24 protein-coding genes and 1 tRNA gene are annotated in these 18,248 nt (G+C 46.9%); 18 read left to right on the top strand and 7 right to left on the bottom strand.

Going from position 1 to position 18,248, the window contains the following annotated elements; translation table 11 throughout:
- Positions 1-70: 70 nt before the first annotated feature.
- Positions 71-259: a DUF6199 family natural product biosynthesis protein gene (locus AC3RCI_RS20470; RefSeq protein ID WP_127537815.1), complete on the bottom strand. Its 189-nt coding sequence runs from the start codon at positions 257-259 to the stop codon at positions 71-73.
- A gap of 291 nt (positions 260-550) precedes the next feature.
- On the opposite strand from AC3RCI_RS20470, the gene AC3RCI_RS20465 reads away from it, so the two are divergent.
- A complete protein-coding gene (locus tag AC3RCI_RS20465; protein WP_492526156.1) occupies positions 551-1,705 on the top strand; it encodes a sensor histidine kinase in 1,155 nt (384 codons plus the stop codon).
- 119 nt (positions 1,706-1,824) lie between these two features.
- On the top strand, positions 1,825-2,310 hold the full coding sequence (locus AC3RCI_RS20460) for a NucA/NucB deoxyribonuclease domain-containing protein (RefSeq protein WP_492471484.1): 486 nt from the start codon (positions 1,825-1,827) through the stop codon (positions 2,308-2,310).
- A gap of 78 nt (positions 2,311-2,388) precedes the next feature.
- Here the strand turns inward: AC3RCI_RS20460 and AC3RCI_RS20455 are convergent, their stop codons facing one another.
- Positions 2,389-2,625, bottom strand: coding sequence for a hypothetical protein (locus AC3RCI_RS20455; protein ID WP_492471485.1), 237 nt, complete (start codon positions 2,623-2,625; stop codon positions 2,389-2,391).
- Positions 2,626-2,851: 226 nt separating this feature from the next.
- Here AC3RCI_RS20455 and AC3RCI_RS20450 point away from each other — a divergent pair, with 226 nt between their 5' ends.
- From AC3RCI_RS20450 to AC3RCI_RS20420, 7 genes are all read left to right on the top strand, one after another.
- Positions 2,852-3,310, top strand: a complete 459-nt coding sequence (locus AC3RCI_RS20450) for a general stress protein (protein ID WP_336780598.1) — start codon at positions 2,852-2,854, stop codon at positions 3,308-3,310.
- 282 nt (positions 3,311-3,592) lie between these two features.
- Positions 3,593-3,678: transfer RNA gene (locus tag AC3RCI_RS20445), tRNA-Leu, on the top strand.
- Between the two features lie 274 nt (positions 3,679-3,952).
- Positions 3,953-6,874 (top strand): insulinase family protein, encoded by a 2,922-nt coding sequence (locus AC3RCI_RS20440; RefSeq protein ID WP_492526154.1) that lies wholly within the window; start codon positions 3,953-3,955, stop codon positions 6,872-6,874.
- 304 nt (positions 6,875-7,178) lie between these two features.
- Positions 7,179-7,847: a uracil-DNA glycosylase gene (ung, locus tag AC3RCI_RS20435; RefSeq protein WP_127537819.1), complete on the top strand. Its 669-nt coding sequence runs from the start codon at positions 7,179-7,181 to the stop codon at positions 7,845-7,847.
- A 19-nt stretch (positions 7,848-7,866) separates the two neighbouring features.
- Positions 7,867-8,286 (top strand): hypothetical protein, encoded by a 420-nt coding sequence (locus AC3RCI_RS20430; protein ID WP_127537820.1) that lies wholly within the window; start codon positions 7,867-7,869, stop codon positions 8,284-8,286.
- A gap of 229 nt (positions 8,287-8,515) precedes the next feature.
- Entirely contained in the window at positions 8,516-9,103 is a 588-nt protein-coding gene (locus tag AC3RCI_RS20425) for an LOG family protein (RefSeq protein WP_336780600.1), read from the top strand.
- A 113-nt stretch (positions 9,104-9,216) separates the two neighbouring features.
- The gene (locus AC3RCI_RS20420; RefSeq protein WP_217506391.1) at positions 9,217-9,348 is read left to right on the top strand and encodes a YjcZ family sporulation protein; all 132 of its coding nucleotides are present in this window, start codon (positions 9,217-9,219) and stop codon (positions 9,346-9,348) included.
- A gap of 230 nt (positions 9,349-9,578) precedes the next feature.
- Here AC3RCI_RS20420 and AC3RCI_RS20415 read toward each other — a convergent pair whose 3' ends face one another.
- Positions 9,579-9,851: a hypothetical protein gene (locus tag AC3RCI_RS20415; protein WP_154895332.1), complete on the bottom strand. Its 273-nt coding sequence runs from the start codon at positions 9,849-9,851 to the stop codon at positions 9,579-9,581.
- A 239-nt stretch (positions 9,852-10,090) separates the two neighbouring features.
- Here AC3RCI_RS20415 and AC3RCI_RS20410 point away from each other — a divergent pair, with 239 nt between their 5' ends.
- From AC3RCI_RS20410 to AC3RCI_RS20390, 5 genes are all read left to right on the top strand, one after another.
- Positions 10,091-10,825, top strand: a complete 735-nt coding sequence (locus tag AC3RCI_RS20410) for a glycerophosphodiester phosphodiesterase (RefSeq protein WP_154895333.1) — start codon at positions 10,091-10,093, stop codon at positions 10,823-10,825.
- Positions 10,826-11,057: 232 nt separating this feature from the next.
- Positions 11,058-12,113: a FecCD family ABC transporter permease gene (locus AC3RCI_RS20405; protein ID WP_336780603.1), complete on the top strand. Its 1,056-nt coding sequence runs from the start codon at positions 11,058-11,060 to the stop codon at positions 12,111-12,113.
- Between the two features lie 2 nt (positions 12,114-12,115).
- Positions 12,116-13,147, top strand: a complete 1,032-nt coding sequence (locus tag AC3RCI_RS20400) for a FecCD family ABC transporter permease (RefSeq protein WP_492526152.1) — start codon at positions 12,116-12,118, stop codon at positions 13,145-13,147.
- A 113-nt stretch (positions 13,148-13,260) separates the two neighbouring features.
- Positions 13,261-13,641, top strand: coding sequence for a hypothetical protein (locus tag AC3RCI_RS20395; RefSeq protein ID WP_492526150.1), 381 nt, complete (start codon positions 13,261-13,263; stop codon positions 13,639-13,641).
- A 101-nt stretch (positions 13,642-13,742) separates the two neighbouring features.
- On the top strand, positions 13,743-14,327 hold the full coding sequence (locus tag AC3RCI_RS20390; RefSeq protein ID WP_492526148.1) for a DUF3221 domain-containing protein: 585 nt from the start codon (positions 13,743-13,745) through the stop codon (positions 14,325-14,327).
- An 83-nt stretch (positions 14,328-14,410) separates the two neighbouring features.
- Here the strand turns inward: AC3RCI_RS20390 and AC3RCI_RS20385 are convergent, their stop codons facing one another.
- On the bottom strand, positions 14,411-15,313 hold the full coding sequence (locus AC3RCI_RS20385) for a manganese catalase family protein (RefSeq protein WP_336780607.1): 903 nt from the start codon (positions 15,311-15,313) through the stop codon (positions 14,411-14,413).
- A gap of 215 nt (positions 15,314-15,528) precedes the next feature.
- Between AC3RCI_RS20385 and AC3RCI_RS20380 the strand changes: the two genes are divergently transcribed.
- The 4 genes from AC3RCI_RS20380 to AC3RCI_RS20365 all read left to right on the top strand — a co-directional run bounded on the left by AC3RCI_RS20380 (position 15,529) and on the right by AC3RCI_RS20365 (position 16,829).
- Positions 15,529-15,822 (top strand): hypothetical protein, encoded by a 294-nt coding sequence (locus AC3RCI_RS20380; protein ID WP_492526146.1) that lies wholly within the window; start codon positions 15,529-15,531, stop codon positions 15,820-15,822.
- A 53-nt stretch (positions 15,823-15,875) separates the two neighbouring features.
- Complete coding sequence (locus AC3RCI_RS20375; RefSeq protein WP_239300184.1) at positions 15,876-16,196, top strand: DUF3889 domain-containing protein; 321 nt, start codon at positions 15,876-15,878, stop codon at positions 16,194-16,196.
- A 145-nt stretch (positions 16,197-16,341) separates the two neighbouring features.
- Positions 16,342-16,554 carry a hypothetical protein gene (locus AC3RCI_RS20370; protein WP_127537831.1) on the top strand — a complete coding sequence of 71 codons (213 nt, stop codon included), beginning with the start codon at positions 16,342-16,344 and terminating at the stop codon, positions 16,552-16,554.
- Entirely contained in the window at positions 16,548-16,829 is a 282-nt protein-coding gene (locus tag AC3RCI_RS20365; RefSeq protein ID WP_492526144.1) for a hypothetical protein, read from the top strand. Before AC3RCI_RS20370 ends, AC3RCI_RS20365 begins: the two co-directional genes overlap by 7 nt.
- An 82-nt stretch (positions 16,830-16,911) precedes the next feature.
- Here the strand turns inward: AC3RCI_RS20365 and AC3RCI_RS20360 are convergent, their stop codons facing one another.
- The 3 genes from AC3RCI_RS20360 to AC3RCI_RS20350 form a co-directional block, all read right to left on the bottom strand.
- Positions 16,912-17,148, bottom strand: coding sequence for a DUF3892 domain-containing protein (locus AC3RCI_RS20360; protein ID WP_095359408.1), 237 nt, complete (start codon positions 17,146-17,148; stop codon positions 16,912-16,914).
- A 125-nt stretch (positions 17,149-17,273) separates the two neighbouring features.
- Positions 17,274-17,717, bottom strand: a complete 444-nt coding sequence (locus AC3RCI_RS20355; RefSeq protein WP_095290183.1) for a GNAT family N-acetyltransferase — start codon at positions 17,715-17,717, stop codon at positions 17,274-17,276.
- Between the two features lie 237 nt (positions 17,718-17,954).
- A complete protein-coding gene (locus tag AC3RCI_RS20350; RefSeq protein ID WP_336780611.1) occupies positions 17,955-18,200 on the bottom strand; it encodes a hypothetical protein in 246 nt (81 codons plus the stop codon).
- Between the last annotated feature and the right edge of the window lie 48 nt (positions 18,201-18,248).

Below are 18,248 nucleotides of genomic sequence, written 5' to 3'. Positions count from 1 at the left end.
CATTTTCTGTTCATTGATAGCTCAAAAAGCAGTTATCCGTGTGGACAACTGCTTCATAAGTATATGCTCTTCAGGCTGCTGCAAGTGTAAAAGCAATAATCAGCATAACCAAACTGGTCATTCGGGTAAACGTCATATAAGGCTTACTGGGTTCGGACTCTCCCTTGGAAATCCATCCATAACGGAGATACCATCCGAATTTGGGAAAACAGAGATTGATAATGCAAAGTGTCATGAAAATAAAAAAGAGGGTTCTCATGCCCAATCTTCCTTCCTTGTTTGCATGACCCGAATCGAAATTAACGACGTCTGCGTCTAGTGAAGAAGTACAATACCAGAATAACAATAATAACAATCAACAGAAATTTCATGATGTGTTCCTCCTGACGGATTGGTGTGAGTTAAGCGTATTTTAACCACAAACCACATCATTTGAATAACTGTGTTACAATTAAATATATTGATTTCGGTTGATCCAAGACCCAATTGTTATCATTCTAATTATATATTTATTTGATGCAACGGACCACAAGAAAACAGGAGGGGAAGCATGAGCATCCAAAATAAGCACTCCATACCCATTCAGTGGGAGTTTTTAATATCCAAGCTTAAATCTTCCGTAACTGTGGTCGATGCAACTTCACCAGAGCAACCATTGATATATGTCAATGAACAGTTCACTGCTCTGACAGGCTATACCTTTGAAGAAGTCGTTGGACAGAACTGCCGATTCCTTCAGGGCAGGGACACGAATCCCGAAACTGTAAGCAAAATTCGTAAAGCTCTTAATCGGCAGGAGTCCATTAAAATTGATATTTTAAACTATACCAAAAGTGGTCAACAATTCTGGAACGAATTGAACATTGATCCCATATTTGATGATGGGGGACAGTGTCTCTTCTTTGTTGGCATACAATATGACATTTCTGAACGGAAATATGCCGAAGAGCAGCTTCGCATGGCGGCCAGGATGGCAGAGATGAACAGCAGGGGACACCTGGAGTTTATCGGAAAATTAAATCATGAACTGCGCACACCGCTCAATGGGATTATGGGCATGATCGAGTTAACGAGCATGGGTGAAATCAGTGAGGAGCAAGAAGAATATTTGGACCTCGCCCGTCAGTCCGGTGAAGCCTTGCTCAATATTGTGAATAACAGTCTCGACATGGCGAAGCTGGGGCGCGGCAAGATGGAAGTTGAACAAATCGAATTTCAGCCGCTTAAGCTCATTCAACAGATCGTTAGAACGCACGAGCCTGCGGCTAAACAAAAGAAGGTCCAATTGCGCTGTCAGGCCGACATGCAGGTACCGGACGTTTTAATTGGGGATCCGTTGCGTCTGCGTCAAGTACTGGATAACCTGCTGAGCAATGCGATTAAGTTCACGGAGCAAGGTGAAGTGTTACTGCAGCTTGATGTGAAGGAACAACACGGGGATTCCATTACCTTGCTATTCACCGTAAGTGATACAGGAATCGGTATTCCTGAAGAGAAGCTACACCAATTATTTGAGGCGTTCACCCAGACGGATGTATCTCATGCCCGCAGATTTGGTGGCAGTGGACTGGGATTGACCATCTGTAAGGAACTACTTGAATTGATGCAGGGGGACATTGCTGTAGAGAGTGTACTAGGGCAGGGAACACACTTCCATGTGACACTACCGCTGTTACGGCAGCAGGTTATCCCACATGTGGGATAACAAGCCATTAATAAGAATAAACGGAAAGAAGACAGTTCGGGAGGAAGCGGACTGTCTTTTTGGTATTGTTTCACGAACGAACGTTCTGGTATAATGCAAGAGGGAACGGGGGAGACAGCATGAAGAGGAAGCGCACAAGGAAGAAGAAAAACAAAGGTTGGAGCAATCTTAAGAAATCGTTTATTACGCTGGTAACGCTGGTGGTTCTGGCTGTCTTTGCCTGGTTCGAGGGAGAATTGCCGCTGGATCTGCCGTCCCCGTTTAATGGGAGCAGTCAGGGCGTGGATCACACCATCACCTTTCCCTCAGATCGGTATCCGGAGACGGCGAAGCATATCAAGGACGCCATCAAGGCAGGGCACTCGGATGTATGCACGATTGATCGTGAGGGCGCAGACGCCAATCGCGACCTGTCACTCAAGGGTGTACCCGTGAAGAAAGGGAAGGATCGGGATGAGTGGCCCATGGCCATGTGTGCTGAAGGCGGGTCAAATGCAGATATCAAGTACATTACGCCCAAGGACAACCGCGGAGCGGGTTCATGGGTTGGTAATCAGCTGAGTACATATCCGGATGGAACACGGGTGAAGTTTGTTGTACAGTAGCATAAGGATACAGGCCATAGGCCAAAACAAAAACCAGACCCGAGTGGGTCTGGTTTTTGTTTTTTTACAACTACGGAGCTATAGATCTGCAATACTCAACTGCATACCCTTCATATGATGGGAACGGATACTCAGTATGCGGGTAACCTGCTCAACCTCATCAAAAGGAATCCAAAGGTTTCCCTGGACCGTACGAAGGGTAAGAATGGATGAGTCAGCAGAACGCTCGGGAAATCCGGTCACCGTTTGACCGCTGGTGTTGCGAACTGCAATTTGTTGATTACGACGAATGGCAATTTCTACCTCTTTTTTCATAAGACATTGCTCCTGGTTATGAGATGGTTGCTTAATATGTCAATAATTTCAATGGTTAATTTGGCTTCTTTATCTAGTCTATCAGAACTAGGTATGAATTTCCAGAAAAGAAATAAATCCTTCTGGTTTAGGTGAATTGTCTTATGGAATAGATGATTTGTTAGAGCTTTAATCCAAGTCGGAATAACGTTGCGTTTATTACATGTCCTATTAGGGAGGGAACGGAATGACACAATTATTGGTTGGGCTGGTTCAAACGGAGAACGAAGCGATTATCATGCTTAACCAGCTCAAGGAAGCAGGATTGGAAGCGGAAGCGATGGGGGTTGTGGCGAAGGAGCATTTGGATCTTGATTTGATCAGTGAAAAAGCAGGTCTGGACAAACCGTTGAAGGGTGCTGGTACAGATGGTGCATTCGGTGTCTTCAAGGGTGTACTCGCAGCATTGGGAAAACGCATGGACCAGACGATCTCTGCGGGCAAAGCGGTTCGCCGACTGGCTGGCAATGAAATTGGAGGAGAAACGGATGATCTCGTTCTTACTCTGGCAGAAGCCGGTATTGCTGAAGAGGATGCTCAGTATTATGAGCAGTGGCTTCTTCAGGATCACTTCCTTATCGTGGTGGAATGCAGTGAGGAAGATGCTGCCCACATTGCACCGATTGTGAAGGGGGAAGATGCGTAGAACAGGATTCTTGCAACTTTTTAGTTTAATTTAAGCCTGATTTTAGGTTTCTTTAATGTTGGGGCGGTATTATGATCTCACACCTCCCTTAATATAGATGGTTTATAGAAAGTCCGGGACCGCAACTCGGACTTTCTAGGCACTGCCAGCTGACGCTGGTAGTGCCTTTTCACTTTTTTATGGTAGTTGTATTTTAAAAAAATAAATTATATGTTGCATTATGTTCAGTCCTATGATAAGATATTTCTTGTCGCCTCAAGTAATAAAGTAATACATACATATGCCGGGGTGGCGGAATTGGCAGACGCACAGGACTTAAAATCCTGCGGTAGGTGACTACCGTACCGGTTCGATCCCGGTCCTCGGCATCCTTATTAAGAAGATCGCATGACGCTTGTTGAACAAGCTGTCGATGCGATCTTTTTTTATACCCTTTTGAGCCCTATGGAATTGAATTTCCGGGCCTTTCGGGTTCATAAACCGAAATTGTACATAATACATATCAGGAGACGTCTAGTTGCCTCAGGCTGTAAGTTAGGAAGACATGAAACGATGGTGTATACTATCCATAGGCATAAATTACCTTTATCTTGCGGAACTCGAAGAAGCAAAAATAAATTTCTTTTGATGGAGGATCAGCATATGTTGAAACAACTTCAGTCTTACCAGGTTTTACAGGAACGCAGGATGGAGGAACTGAAATCAGATGGTTATCTGCTTGAACATAAAAAGTCAGGTGCCAGAATTGTCGTTTTATCCAATCAGGATGACAATAAAGTGTTCAGTATCGGGTTTAGAACCCCTCCGAGTGACAATACGGGCGTACCTCATATTTTGGAGCATTCCGTACTGTGCGGATCCAAGAAGTTCCCGGCAAAGGACTCCTTTGTGGAGCTGTTGAAGGGTTCACTGAATACCTTCCTGAATGCAATGACGTACCCGGACAAAACGATCTACCCGATCGCCAGCCGCAATGATCATGACTTCCACAACTTGATGGATATTTATCTGGATGCGGTACTGAACACCAACATTTATGAGAACGAGAAAATATTCCTGCAAGAGGGCTGGAACTACAATCTGGCCTCGCCAGAGGATGAATTGACATATAACGGTGTGGTGTACAACGAGATGAAAGGGGCATTTTCATCACCGGAGCGTGTTGTACGCAGAGCCGTCCTGAATTCACTTTTCCCGGATACTACCTATTCCTGCGAGTCTGGAGGCATTCCGGATGAGATCACGGATCTGACCTACCAGGGCTTGCTCGATTTCCACACGAAATACTATCATCCTTCGAACAGCTACATATACCTGTACGGTGATATGGATATGGAAGAGAAGCTGAAATGGTTGGATGAAACCTACCTGAACCAGTACGATCGTATCGAGACTGACTCGGAGATTGGAGTACAGGAAGCCTTCAGCGAGCGGGTGGATGTGGTCAAAACCTATTCGGCGGGAAGTACGGAGTCGGAAGTGGATAACAGCTTTTTGACGTATAATGCCGTCATTGGAACCACGCTGGATCAGGAACTGAATATTGCCTTTCAAATTTTGCAGTATGCCCTTCTGAGTGCGCCAGGAGCCGTTCTGAAGCAGGCACTGCTGGATAAGGGGATTGCCAAAGAAGTCTATGGCTCGTATGACGACAGCTTGTATCAGCCTGTACTGACCATCGGTTTGAAGAAGAGTAACCTGGAGAGCAAGCAGGTATTTTTGGATACAGTGCAGGAAGTGCTTCAGCGTGTGGTGAAGGAAGGAATTGATCCCAAGGCGCTGCTTGCGGGAATTAACTCCTATGAATTTAACCATCGTGAAGCTGATTTTGGAAGAATGCCGAAAGGGCTCATCTATGGCTTCTACACGCTTCAGAGCTGGCTCTATGATGATCAGGCGCCATTTGCACACCTGGAGGCCAATGACGTATTTGCAACGCTGCGAACCAAAATGAATGAAGGATACTTCGAGCAGTTGATTGAGCAGTATTTGCTGCAAAATACACATACCTCATTTGTTGCCGTGACTCCGGATAAAGGGCTGAACCAGCGGAAGGAAGAAGCGCTGCGAACCCGGTTGAAATCCTATCAGTCCAGTCTGAATGAAACCGAAATCGCAGAGTTGGTGCAAAAAACAAAAGAGCTTGCGGATTATCAAAATGAGCCTTCCACCAAAGAACAACAGCAGGTTATTCCGACCTTGTCGATTGAAGATATCGAACCCAAAGCATCGACCCTGTACCAAACCCTGAAGACGGTAGAGGGCACAACGATCCTGCATCACAATCTATACACCAACGGGATTGGTTATCTGAAGCTTTTATTTGATGTCAAAGAGATCCCGCAGCATCTGCTGCCTTATGCCGGTCTGCTGAAAAGTGTACTTGGTTATGTGGATACGAAAAATTTCTCATTCAACGAGTTATCCAATGAAATTCATATCCATTCAGGCGGAATCAGTGCAAGCGTAGGTGCGAGTGCTGATGCGAAACAGTACAACGCGTACCGGGCTCACTTTGAATTCGGAGCGAAGGTTTTGTACAGCAAGCTGGGGTTTGCGTTTGACATGATTAAAGAGATCATTCTGACTTCCCGGTTCGACGACTCGAAGCGCTTGTATGAGATCATTTCCCAACTGAAGGGACAATTGCAGCGCAGCTTGATCAACAGTGGACATTCTGCGGCCATGGGCAGATCTTCTGCCAAACATTCAGCAGTGGCTGCCTTCCGGGAAGCTGTGAGTGGAATCGCCTTTTATCAATGGATTGAAGAGCTCCAGGCGAACTATGATGAGAGAAAAGAAGAGCTTGCCACTCGTCTTCAAGAATTGACTGGCATGATCTTCAGACCTGAACTGCTGCTTGTCAGCTATACCGCAGATGAGAAAGGGTATGAAGGATTGGAGCAGCAGGTGTCTGACCTGAAATCCAAGCTGTATACACATGATGTGGCGAAGGAGCATGCTGAATTCCAAGAGGTTCATCATAATGAAGGCTTCAAGTCACCTTCGGAAGTGCAATATGTTGTTCAGACGGGCAACTTCCTCACCAAGGGCTTCCAGTATACAGGCTCGCTGCGGGTTCTTCAGGGGATCTTGTCTCTTGATTATCTGTGGACGAATATCCGGGCCAAGGGTGGTGCCTACGGCTGCATGAGCGGTTTTAGACGGAATGGAGACAGCTATCTGGCCTCATACAGAGACCCTAACCTTGAGAAAACCTACAAAGTGTATGAAGACATTCCGCAGTACTTGCAAAATTTCAAAGCGGATGAACGTGAAATGACGCGGTATATTATCGGTGCCATCCAGGATCTGGATACCCCGAGAACACCATATTCGGAAGGGAACTTCTCACTGGAATGCTATTTGTCCAACGTTACCGAAGCAGATCTTCAACAGGAGCGTGATGAAGTGCTGGGTACAACGGAAGCTCATATCGTTGATTCGGCTGCCCTCGTATCTGCAATTCTGGAACAAGGAAATCGCTGCGTTGTCGGCAACGAAAGCAAGATCGAAGAGCAAGGCTTCCTGTTCGACGAAACGCTGGATCTGATTAAGTACTAAATGCAGAAGTAGTGTATGGGTTTTCGCAAAATGGATGCATGAACATAAAACGTGTCCCCGGTTGGCTTAGCCATCTGGGGGCTCGTTTTTTTAGTTTATAGCTCATGAAAATAGCTTATAGAATAATCAGAGGACCAGTCAGAGTCTGAGCAGATATGCCCCTATAGCACATTTCTGGCCTGCCGCCCGGAGGTATGTTAAAATGATGGATAGTCTATGAGCCTTGAATCAGGCTCAACACAAGGGCAGCCAGAGGTTTCTGGCAGCACGGGTATGTTGTCATCAGGGAAAGGAGCCCATACATATGTTTGAAAACGATTGGGACACAGTTCTTAGAGAAGAGATTGAATCGGAGTATTTTAACGATATACGTTATGCATTAGCGGGAGAATACAAAACACAAACGGTATATCCTTCCAAAGAAAATCTGTTCTCCGCGCTCAAACTGACCCCTTATCACCAGGTCAAAGCGGTCATTCTGGGTCAGGATCCATATCACGGAGCTGGACAGGCCCATGGATTAAGCTTTTCGGTCATGCCAGGTGTACGCATTCCGCCTTCGCTGCTAAATATATATAAGGAACTTCATGCAGATCTGGGATTGCCAATTCCCAAACACGGGTACTTGGTGCACTGGGCGGAACAAGGTGTGTTGCTGCTTAACAATGTACTTACGGTACGCGAGGGCCAGCCGAATTCTCATCAGGGGCTGGGTTGGCAAAAGTTCACTGATGCGGTGATTCGTGCCTTGAATGAACGCTCGGAACCGATGGTGTTCATGCTGTGGGGCAGTCATGCACAGAAAAAAGGAGCCTTTATTGACCGGGACAAACATCTGGTGCTGGAATCAACACACCCCAGTCCACTTGCCGCACATCGTGGTTTTCTGGGCAGTCGGCCTTTCTCCAAAGCCAACGACTTCCTGACCTCCAAGGGTATTCAACCGATTGATTGGACTATACCGGAAAACTAGATAAGCGGAGGTGAGGACATTGCGGCATTGGGTTGGACGAAAAGTAGCAGTATATCGGGCAACAGGAATAAGAGAGCCACTGAAGGGAACCCTGGTAGAGTGGGATGAAGAATCGGATTGTGTACGAATCGGACCGAAGCGGATCAAGGTGTCGTTCGACAATATCGCAATGATCAGACCTCTGCCCGAAGAGAGCCTTCCTCTGAAGAAAGCACGTTCTGAGGTGCATAAGGTCGGATATGTGATGAAAAAGGCCATTCAATTTGACAATGCCATCTATTTTAAGTCACAGGTCATGATATGGCGGCGGGCCAAAATTGTAGCCCTGTCCACGACGATTCTTCGTCATGATGAAGATCAGGTCGAGCTTGCAGATGGGCGGTTGCTTCGCAAGGACAAGCATATGTTTGTAGTGCGTACCAGACGGGGCATACGCTAATATGGCACGTATATTTAATATTCATTTCATGTAAAGATCATATAGATTTAATCTTCGGCCTTTATATTAAATGTAACAACCCCTTCTAAATGATGTGTAATAACATGGGAACCCGGCCGGCTGCAAACGGTCGGGCTTTTTTTGTCTCCAGACAATATGAAGGGGTAACATAGCAATGACATTCTTGTTATATACTAATGAGATAGACAACAAGAAGGAGTGAAGCCCTTTGAAACGTATATGTGTTTTTGCAGGTTCCAACCCCGGGAATCATCCGGACTATACACAGCAAGCCATCAACTTGGGCAAGCAAATAGCAGATAACGGATTCTCCCTCGTATATGGCGGGTCGTGCATGGGATTAATGGGTGCGGTGGCTGATGCAGCTCTGGCGAATGGCGGAGAAGTCATTGGCGTTATGCCCACCGGATTGTTTCGTGGAGAAATTGTGCATGGAGGCCTTACACAGCTGATTGAAGTAGGGACAATGCACGAGCGTAAGGCAACAATGGCGGAACTGTCGGATGGATTTATCGCCCTTCCTGGTGGAATGGGCACCTTTGAGGAATTGTTCGAAGTGCTGTGCTGGGCTCAAATCGGTATTCATCGTAAACCAGTTGGTTTATTGAATGTAAACGGTTATTACGAACCTTTGATGAAACTGGTGGAGCATAGTGTCCATGAAGGATTTTCGAATACTTCTCATCTCAGCCTATGGAGTCTTGAATCCGAACCGGCCGAACTGCTTGCGAAGATGTCGGCTTACGTTCCCGCACAGTTGACTCAGAAATGGACTCAGCTTAATGAACAAAAGTAATCCAAGTTAGGGGTTGACCACCGGCATCTGCGGAAAACTTTCCGTTCTGCCCAAGCAAATTGCGGCCCGAGACATAGTCTATAGTGTACTTTCTTAAGAGGGGAGTGTCACTCATGAGCGAAATCAAAGGCACAGGTTACGGGTATGGATACGGAGGCTTCGGCGGCGGAGCATGGACATCTACAGGCGCGATTTTGGTACTGTTCATTCTGCTGGTTATCATCTCCCGCACCTTCATTCTGTAATTCGGTCAGCCATTCCCGGGTGGGAAGGCTGGATCTGAAGCGAACCGAATGAGGAATAAGCCTTTCCGAAGAAACGCCGGCAGCTGTCGGCGTTTCAGGGGAACGGTTTTTTTGTTTTTCCTGCGAAGAAATGAATTAGAACTTAAAATAAACAAACCCTGCTCCTGCATGACATTTAGGAACAGGGTCAACCGTCTGGCATGCAGAGCTGTTCTACAAGTTGCACTGGTCTATACCACAACAGCGGTCTCGTCTGGTATACTCAGTGATTTCCAGGCGATATATAGCCCTATGGCAGCTGCGATCAAGGAGAGAATGGCAGCGACAACAGCCAGCTGATCCAAGGTTCTGGAAGAGATGTAATTTGTGTTCCGCTGATTCGACGCTGTTTTTTTGCTAGACTGGTTTTTGATGTGCACAGAGGGACTGAAATGCCTGGAAGCCGACTGTGACTGGGAGATGCGAGAGCGCGGGGGAAGGGTCTTGTTCCTTAAGGGCTTCAATAGTCAACCTCCTTATGACGGAGTACGGAACTTCTATCGCTCATACTATGTTATGTCGATTTGCAGATTGAGTTCGCAAAAATGAGTGAATCCCCAATCTGAATGGACATCTTCCCCAAACGATCTACGTCCAATATGGAATCGAACATGCATTAAACGTTCTGTTAATACGGTTATGACAAACCGGTCGTATAGTGGAATTGCTAGATTTGATGTGCGAATACAGGAGGTGCTGAGGAATGGCGATTGAAATTATTGCGCATAGGGGAGCTTCCGCCGTCTGTCCCGAGAATACAATGGCTGCGTTCGAACGTTGTCTGCAGCTTGGAGCCACGGGTATTGAGACGGATGTTCAGATGTCCAGTGATGGCAGATTGGTACTGATTCATGATGAGACATTGAACCGGACTGCAGGTGCATCCGGCTGGGTTAAAGATACAACATACGAGCAATTACGCAAACTTGACGCAGGTAGCTGGTTCCATGCCGATTTTGCCCAAGAGCGAATCCCTTCACTGGAAGAACTGTTTGAACTCGTGCGGGGAAAAAGGATTCTGCTTAATCTGGAACTGAAAAATGGAATTGTTGCTTACAAGGGCATGGAAGAAAAGATTGTGCAAGCCATTCGAAATTGGGATTTGGAACAGCAAGTGATCCTTTCCAGTTTCAATCATGCATCGTTGGTGAAGTGTAAACGTATTGCTCCCGAGATTCGGACGGCACTTCTATACATGGAAAAACTTTATCGTCCTTATGACTATGCAGCCAAACTGGAGGCCTCGGCACTGCATCCATATAAGCTGGCTGTAACACAGGAGGAAGTAGCTGCTGCGCAGGCTCAGGGAATTTCGACACATCCGTTTACCGTAAACGATCCTGCAGAGATGCAAGCATTGATCCAGATGGGTGTGGAAGCGATCATTACGGATGTTCCCGATGTACTGGCCGCATTGATTGGAGTACATAGCCGTTAACAAAAAAACACAAGCTGCACCTGAGCCCTTATGCTCGGTGCAGCTTTTTTGGTTCTAAAAAATGTTTAATGCAATAAACTTGTCCCATTTGTCCATTGCCAGCGAGAGATTGTTGACATACAATGATGTATGGGAATGAGAATCAATATCATTAAAAGAACGGCAATAACAGAGAGGTGATTGTTATGTACATAGGATTGGTCTACTCCACTCATAACAAGGGTGGGCACATATGAGTTCGAAGGCTTCATCGGCAAGTCATAATACGGAATCTCCGACAGCCAAAATACATACTCGTCCATGGGCTGCTACCTTGATCCTGACTGGTGGTCTCGTACTGCTCGCCCTGGGTATGGCCTTGTCCATTTCTTTTGGTGCCGCAGATATTAAACTCGGTGTAGTCTGGCAAGCCATCTTTAACTTCAACCCGGATCTTACCCCGCATCAGATCATCTGGGAAATTCGATTGCCGCGTATTCTTGGCGGGGCGATGGTTGGTGCCTGCTTCGCTGTAGCTGGTGCAATCATGCAGGGGATGACACGCAATCCACTCGCAGATTCGGGCTTGCTTGGGCTGAATTCCGGGGCAGGATTTGCCCTGGCTGTGTGTTTCGCTTTTTTCCCTGGTATGCCGTATATGTATATCATTATGTATTCCTTTATCGGGGCAGGGCTTGGCGTACTGCTTGTATACGGATTCGGAGCAGCGTCCAGATCCGGCCTTACGCCTCTTAGACTGGTGCTCGCGGGAGCAGCGGTATCCGCCATGTTGTCCGCACTGAGTGAAGGGATTGCATTGTATTTCAAAATTGGACAGGATCTGGCCTTCTGGACAGCGGGAGGTGTTGCTGGTACAAAATGGTCTCAACTTGGGGTCATGTTCCCCTGGGTCCTGGCTGCACTCATTGTAGGCTTGATTATTTCTCGTTCGATCACGCTTCTTAGTCTTGGCGAAGAGATTGCCGTCGGACTGGGACAGCGTACTGGCTTGATTAAGCTCGTTGGTCTTATCGTTGTGCTTATTCTTGCGGGTACGGCCGTATCCGTGGTTGGTGCTGTAGGTTTCGTTGGACTTATCATCCCCCACCTTACACGTAAAATCGTCGGGGTTGATTATCGCTGGATCATTCCATGTTCCGCTGTCATGGGCAGCTTGCTGCTGGTGTTCGCCGATCTGGCAGCACGCATGATTAATCCGCCATACGAGACACCAATCGGTGCTCTGGTTGCCTTGATCGGGGTACCGTTCTTCCTCTATCTGGCCCGTAAAGAAAGGAGGTCTCTGTAATTATGGGATCCTCAACTCTCACTGGTGCTGAGCGCAAAAAGAGAACGAAAAGCACCATTGTTATGATTGTACTTGGTGCATTGATTATTGCTGCATTTATGATTAGCATGAACACGGGGTTCACGAAGCTGAGCCCTTTTGAGGTGCTGCGTACGTTATTCGGTGGGGGAACTCCGAAGCAGGAGCTCATCCTGTTTGAGTTCCGTTTGCCCCGGATTGTAATTTCAATCATGGTTGGTGCCGGGCTTGCCTTGTCCGGATGTATTTTGCAAGGCGTGTCCCGTAACGCACTGGCGGACCCGGGGATACTTGGGATCAATGCAGGAGCGGGGCTCGTCGTAATGCTATTCGTATCCTTTTTCCCTACAACAACGGCGGCCCCTGTATTTTTACTGCCGATTCTTGCCTTGATTGGATCCAGTTTTGCCGCCTTTCTCATCTATGTCCTTTCATACAAGAAGGGAGAGGGCATTATGCCTACCCGTATGCTTCTTACGGGAATTGGGGTAGCTGCCGGAATCAGCTCTGCTATGATTGTGCTTACACTTCGGCTCAGTCCGGAGAAGTATCAGTTTGTGGCGACATGGATGGCAGGCAGCATTTGGGGATCAAACTGGAAGTTCGTAACGGCATTGCTTCCATTTTTAATTATTCTTATTCCGGTCGTTCTATATAAGGCGCGTGTACTGAATGTCCTGAACCTTGGGGACCAGACCGCCAGTGGACTTGGTGCATCGGTTAATCGTGAAAGACTCATCCTGCTTGCTGCTGCCGTAGGTCTTGCCGGGTCCTGCGTATCTGTCAGTGGCGGAATTGGTTTTGTAGGTCTGATCGGACCGCATCTGGCCAGACGCCTTGTGGGTCCGAAGCATCAGTTTCTTTTACCTGCATCCGCTTTGGTCGGTTCTCTTCTTGTTCTCATTGCGGACACGCTGGGCCGTGTCATTCTGCAGCCTTCCGAGATTCCGGCGGGAATTCTGGTTGCCATCCTTGGGGCCCCATACTTCCTCTATCTATTGAGCAGAACCAGATAGAGCAATTTACATGGTAACAGAACGTCTTCATTGGGCTCGCATGGGGCCGGGTGAAGGCGTTTTTGTTTTAATTCATATGGATGTGATTAATGTACCGGAGAAGGCGAAATATAATGGATAAGCAGGAAATGATTCTTCTACATGATAAGTTGGGATTATATTCGAAGGAGGCGGACAAGATGACGCAAATTCTTGGCACGTGGCTGATATTCCTTTTGCTTCTGGTCATCCTGTATCGAGGCATTAAAAAACTGTCGCAATCGCATCAAAAGCCGGTGTTCAGACGCTGGGGCGGTTTGATGGCCGTATTATTTATCGTGGGGGCGGTGCCCTTGGGCTTTGCTTTTTATACCGAGTTAACCGATGAACGGCTGGATGCCAATATCGGGCTGGGAATCGCCATGCTTTTTGCCTGGGGCTACTGTGTTCTGCTGTGTTGTGCAGGTCTGATCATTTGGGGAAGGGTTGCATACAAAAGATCCCAAAGAAATTGATCAGTAATCATGCTCTTCTTTTGCAACATCGTGTAGTGGGAAGCCGTCTATTATCAGAGAAATAGATTGCACTACATGTTGCCTATAGAGGGGGAATGGAAGTGGCCAGTCGTATGATCGTTCTTCTGCTGCTCATCATCTTAATTCTTACAGGGTGTTCGGCACAGGTTCATAAGGAAGGGAAACCGCCGCGAACAGATGCTCCGAAAGAGAAAGGGTTTGCCGGCTATGTGGTGGATCGCAAAGAGAATTCCATCCTTGTTGTGAATCCCGAACATGAGGAAATCGGAACGAATGGAGAAACCCGTAAGTATTATCCGGCAAAATGGTTTTCCAATGTACCTGATTCTCAGATTGGTACGTATGTTGAAGTCTGGACGGATGGAAGTCCGGAGGTTGAGCCTTATCCAGGTCGTGCAAGAGCAGAGTCCATTGCAGAGTATGCTGCGGCAACGCCCGATGGCGCGAAGATCAGTGAGGCGGACGCAATTCGCGGCGGAATTTATTCATCCGATGGTAAGGAGATAAGTTTGCCGGTCATTGAAGACGTTGAGTTTCATGCCGATAAAGGAATTTGGACGGTTCGCATGCGGGATGCCATGTCAGCGGATGATAATCAGGCCCAGATTGAACTCGAAGTCCGGGATGTGGAGCCAGTGGAATCGGTGCAAGAACAAAAAAAGTGAATGAAGCACAAAAAAACAAAAGCCCTCAGATCTGCTTATCTAGCAAACGAGGGCTTTATATGTTATGACATCATCATGCTTTATCAATCCGCAATATTCCCCGCCATTTTCAGACGACGTGCAATTTCTGCGAAGTCCTCATGTGAAATGCCTGGGGCGAATTCTTCTTCCACCGCAGGGGCTTCGGGAATCGGAAAGCCTTCTGGAACACCTTGAATGACTTCAAGTGGTTGTCCATCTTCAGGGTGTGTTCCTTTCCAGATTTGGCTGATGGCATTAAAGTCTTTATCGCTATACGTGTACAGCTTGGTGTGTACGCCTTTTTCTTCATATTTTCGGGCCTCGGTGAACGCCTTGTTGTCCAATGAAGGAATAGGAACCAGCTTGGTCACGTTCACGCCTGTTGCAATTTCCAGCGCTTTGGCGTAGGCCACGACGTGTACGCCGCCGCGTACAAGCAGGAACCCAACCACTTCCCGGGCAGCAGGGTGGTCCGTCATTTCGTATACTTTCATTTTATGTGTACGTGCGCCGCATTCGAGGAAAAAGTTATGCAGCAGGTCCTCAACCAGATTACCACTGTTGAACACATTTGCACCGGTCCATGGGTTGCCCATAGAATCAAAAGGCATGGCGCCTTGGGCCCCAGCCAGGTAATGATAGGATAGACGTGCATCCTTCACGGAACCAAGGGGTGTATCATCGGGTTCTTTATAGGCGGTAGAACCTCTGAGACATTGGTTTATCCCGTGAGACACCAGCTCCACGTGACCCAATTCTTCGGCTGTAATACTCATGACGAGGTCGTAGAAGGGCTTCAATTTTTCCTTGGAGCGAAAATTAAACGATTGGTAGAGGTAATTGTTCAACGTTGACATCTCTCCGAATTTGCCGCCTAGCAGCTCCTGTATGGATGCGGCTGCATTGGGATCGGGCTTCTCGACATTGGGAATTTCAATCAAGATTTCATCCATTCGTTTGAACATTTACATATAACCTCCTCGAAATGGGTGTTCAGATCATCCTTCAGTCTATCAAGGCCTATTACACATAGAATGGGAGAATCAAACCGCATATAGCATATTTGGGGCTAAAGACGTATATATCCGATTCAGGATCTAGTTTCCATTGAGAGTGTATTAGGGTTACAATTAGAGTCATTGAGGATTTTCGCTGAGGGCAATGAAAAGGAGGACAAGTTTTGCTTAAACGTTGGCTTATCGCTGTATTTACGATAGGTATACTTTTACTTCTTCATGTGGAGCAGGTCTCTGCTTATGTTCATCATGAAGTCGAAGTGGATCAAGAAACGAGGGAAGCCTTAAAGAAAAAGTATGGGCTGGATACACCGTCCAATCCGGACCCCACGGATCATTTATTGTCAGGAGACTGGGGAATAAGCTTCAATCCTCCGATGGATCGGCATCAAACAATCCTTCAGATAATTCGCTGGGTGCAGCAGCCTATGCGGTTAATCATTCAACTGATGGTGTAAAATATATCTCCCATGGGCAGGCTAACGGAAACAAGCCCCAAGGAGTGATTAATATGAGATTACTTATCGTTACACTGATGACGATTATGCTGAGTTTGTCGGGACTAGCCACGAGTTCAGCGGCTCCCGTTCCAGATTATGCGAAGTGGGGAATCATCGCGGTAAAAGAAACGCAGACCAAATATAATGTGGACATTCTGGATTACAAGCATATTGGACGTACATCGCTGACAGCCAACCAATCCCGGGAGCAGTTTAAGTTATGGGTGCGGGGCAAGGATGGCAAAGAGTTTGCTGTGTATGTCAATGTAGATTTTAATCCGTCTACGCAGCAGTTAAAAAAGGTGCAGTTCAGTGAATCGGATCGACACTAAAAAATAAAAAAAGCCAGGCATCTCTGAATGATGGGACAAGCCTGGTTTTTTGCTGTATAAAATCCTTTTTTTAGTTATTGAATAAAGAACTTATGTTCGCATATAATAGGTAATACAAACAAACGTTCTTATCGGAGGGATGATTATGCTGGGGAAATATATTGGCCAGATGGTGGAGCTCGTGTACATGGATCGTGCAGGACATATTACGCAGCGTCAGATTCGTATTAACAGTGTGCGAGGTGGGAGAATCCGAGCATCTGCAGGAGCAGATGGATCACCCCGGACATTCCTGGAGCAAGGTATTCTGGCATGGCGTCCTATCCTTCATAAGGACGGGAAGGCGGGCATATGTTAAACGATTTTGAACGGAAGATTTTACGAATTATCGTTAATTATGCTGGGCAGCGACGACGTATGCCCCGAATGGATGAGCTGGAGAATAAGACGGGGCGAAGCCGTGACCTCATTCGCGAATCATTGCTTGAACTGGAGCGCAGACAGCATATTAACTGGGGCGATAAGTCGACGCTGGAAGGAATACAAATCTTGCAGGCATGGGAACAGGATCCGCAGCCGATCCGCAAGAGTCAGCCTGCTGGAGATGCCGTTAAATATTTTTTGGAATACTAGGGAAACTTTATTGCGAAATGAAAAAACGCCAATCCGGGATGCGGACTGGCGCTTGCTTCGTTATTGCACATCGTTCATATATTCAGAAAGTGGGGAGTTGATCCAGATTGTTGGTCGGGTCGCCGTCCGCATCGCCGCGAATGTACATTTCCCCGTCCTTGCCTTTAAACACATTCACACCCGCTATGGCTCCTGCCTGTACTTCTGCCAGCGCTTGTTGATAATCAAGTATGCGTCCAGATGAGGTTTGAAAGCCAGTCAGATCACCGTCGCCATTCTTTTGTACTGCTGTGAAGCTCTCACGTGTCGTCTGATTCATCATGTCACACTCCTTATCTGAGGAAATGAGAATTTGAGTTCCCCTTTAGCCTGTCCGAATCGAAGAAAAGTATGCATGACATCGTAGAACACTTGTAAAACACGTAGATTCACTGAAGGATAGGTTTACAGACTCTTTCTCATGCGTACGTGCAGAATGTCGGCATCATAAAAAGGTTCCTCCGAGATCACTTCATATCCGAGCTTCTCATAAAATTTCTGGGCTTGACATTGCGCATCCAGTACAGAGTAAGTCAAGCCAAGCTCCCGTGCCCGCTCTTCCATGGCAAGCAGGAGTACACGTCCATAACCGAATGAACGGTGGGATTGAAGCACAGCGATTCGCTGCATTTTGGCCGTATCCTTGCTGTAATAGATAAGTCGTCCTGTAGCTACAGCCTGTCCGTTCGTACTTAATAAAACATGATGTACATCAGGACTGATGACATCAAATTGATCGATTTCAATCTCGGCAGGCACCTGCTGCTCGATGACAAAAACGTCATGGCGGATGCCCAATGCTTGCTGGAGCTGTTCATCTGTCGTTACATAACTAATTTCGGCTGCCAATTCCATTCCTTCTTTCTGCTCTTGAGCGACATATCAGACTGCATTATACAAAAAATCGCTTTTCCTGTATAGTTGAGTCTGGAACATATTAGGAGAGGGGCGAAGAGGATGGGCGTGGTAGGAATTATGACCATTACACTCTTGATGTCTGCCGGAATGATCGCTTTATTATATTACGTAACCAAGAAAGCCTACTCCAGAAAGTGGGATGAGGATGAGTGATAACATGCAAGAGTGTCAGGGCAAAAGTTCACTGTTTCCCTGAGGCGAATAGACGTCTTCATGGACAGATTTCGAGTAGACATCAAGCCAAACAGGCAGGTCATCCGTTACATTCGGTTGCTGTAGTTGTTGAAATCGCACGGTATGTTCATCCCGTTCCAGACTGCAACCGGAGATCACGAGAATAAGTATGGTGAGGGGGAGAATGAAGCCCCATTTTTTGCGATAGGTCCAGGATTTATGGGAGCTTGCGTGTGGCATAGAAGTCACCTCTTTAATGAAATGGTAATCATTCCTTAGTGTGCTCCA

It is taken from the genome of Paenibacillus sp. MT124 (assembly GCF_058792755.1).
The sequence above is the reverse complement of the archived record's forward strand: the minus strand, read 5'-3'. Positions and strand labels throughout refer to the sequence as shown.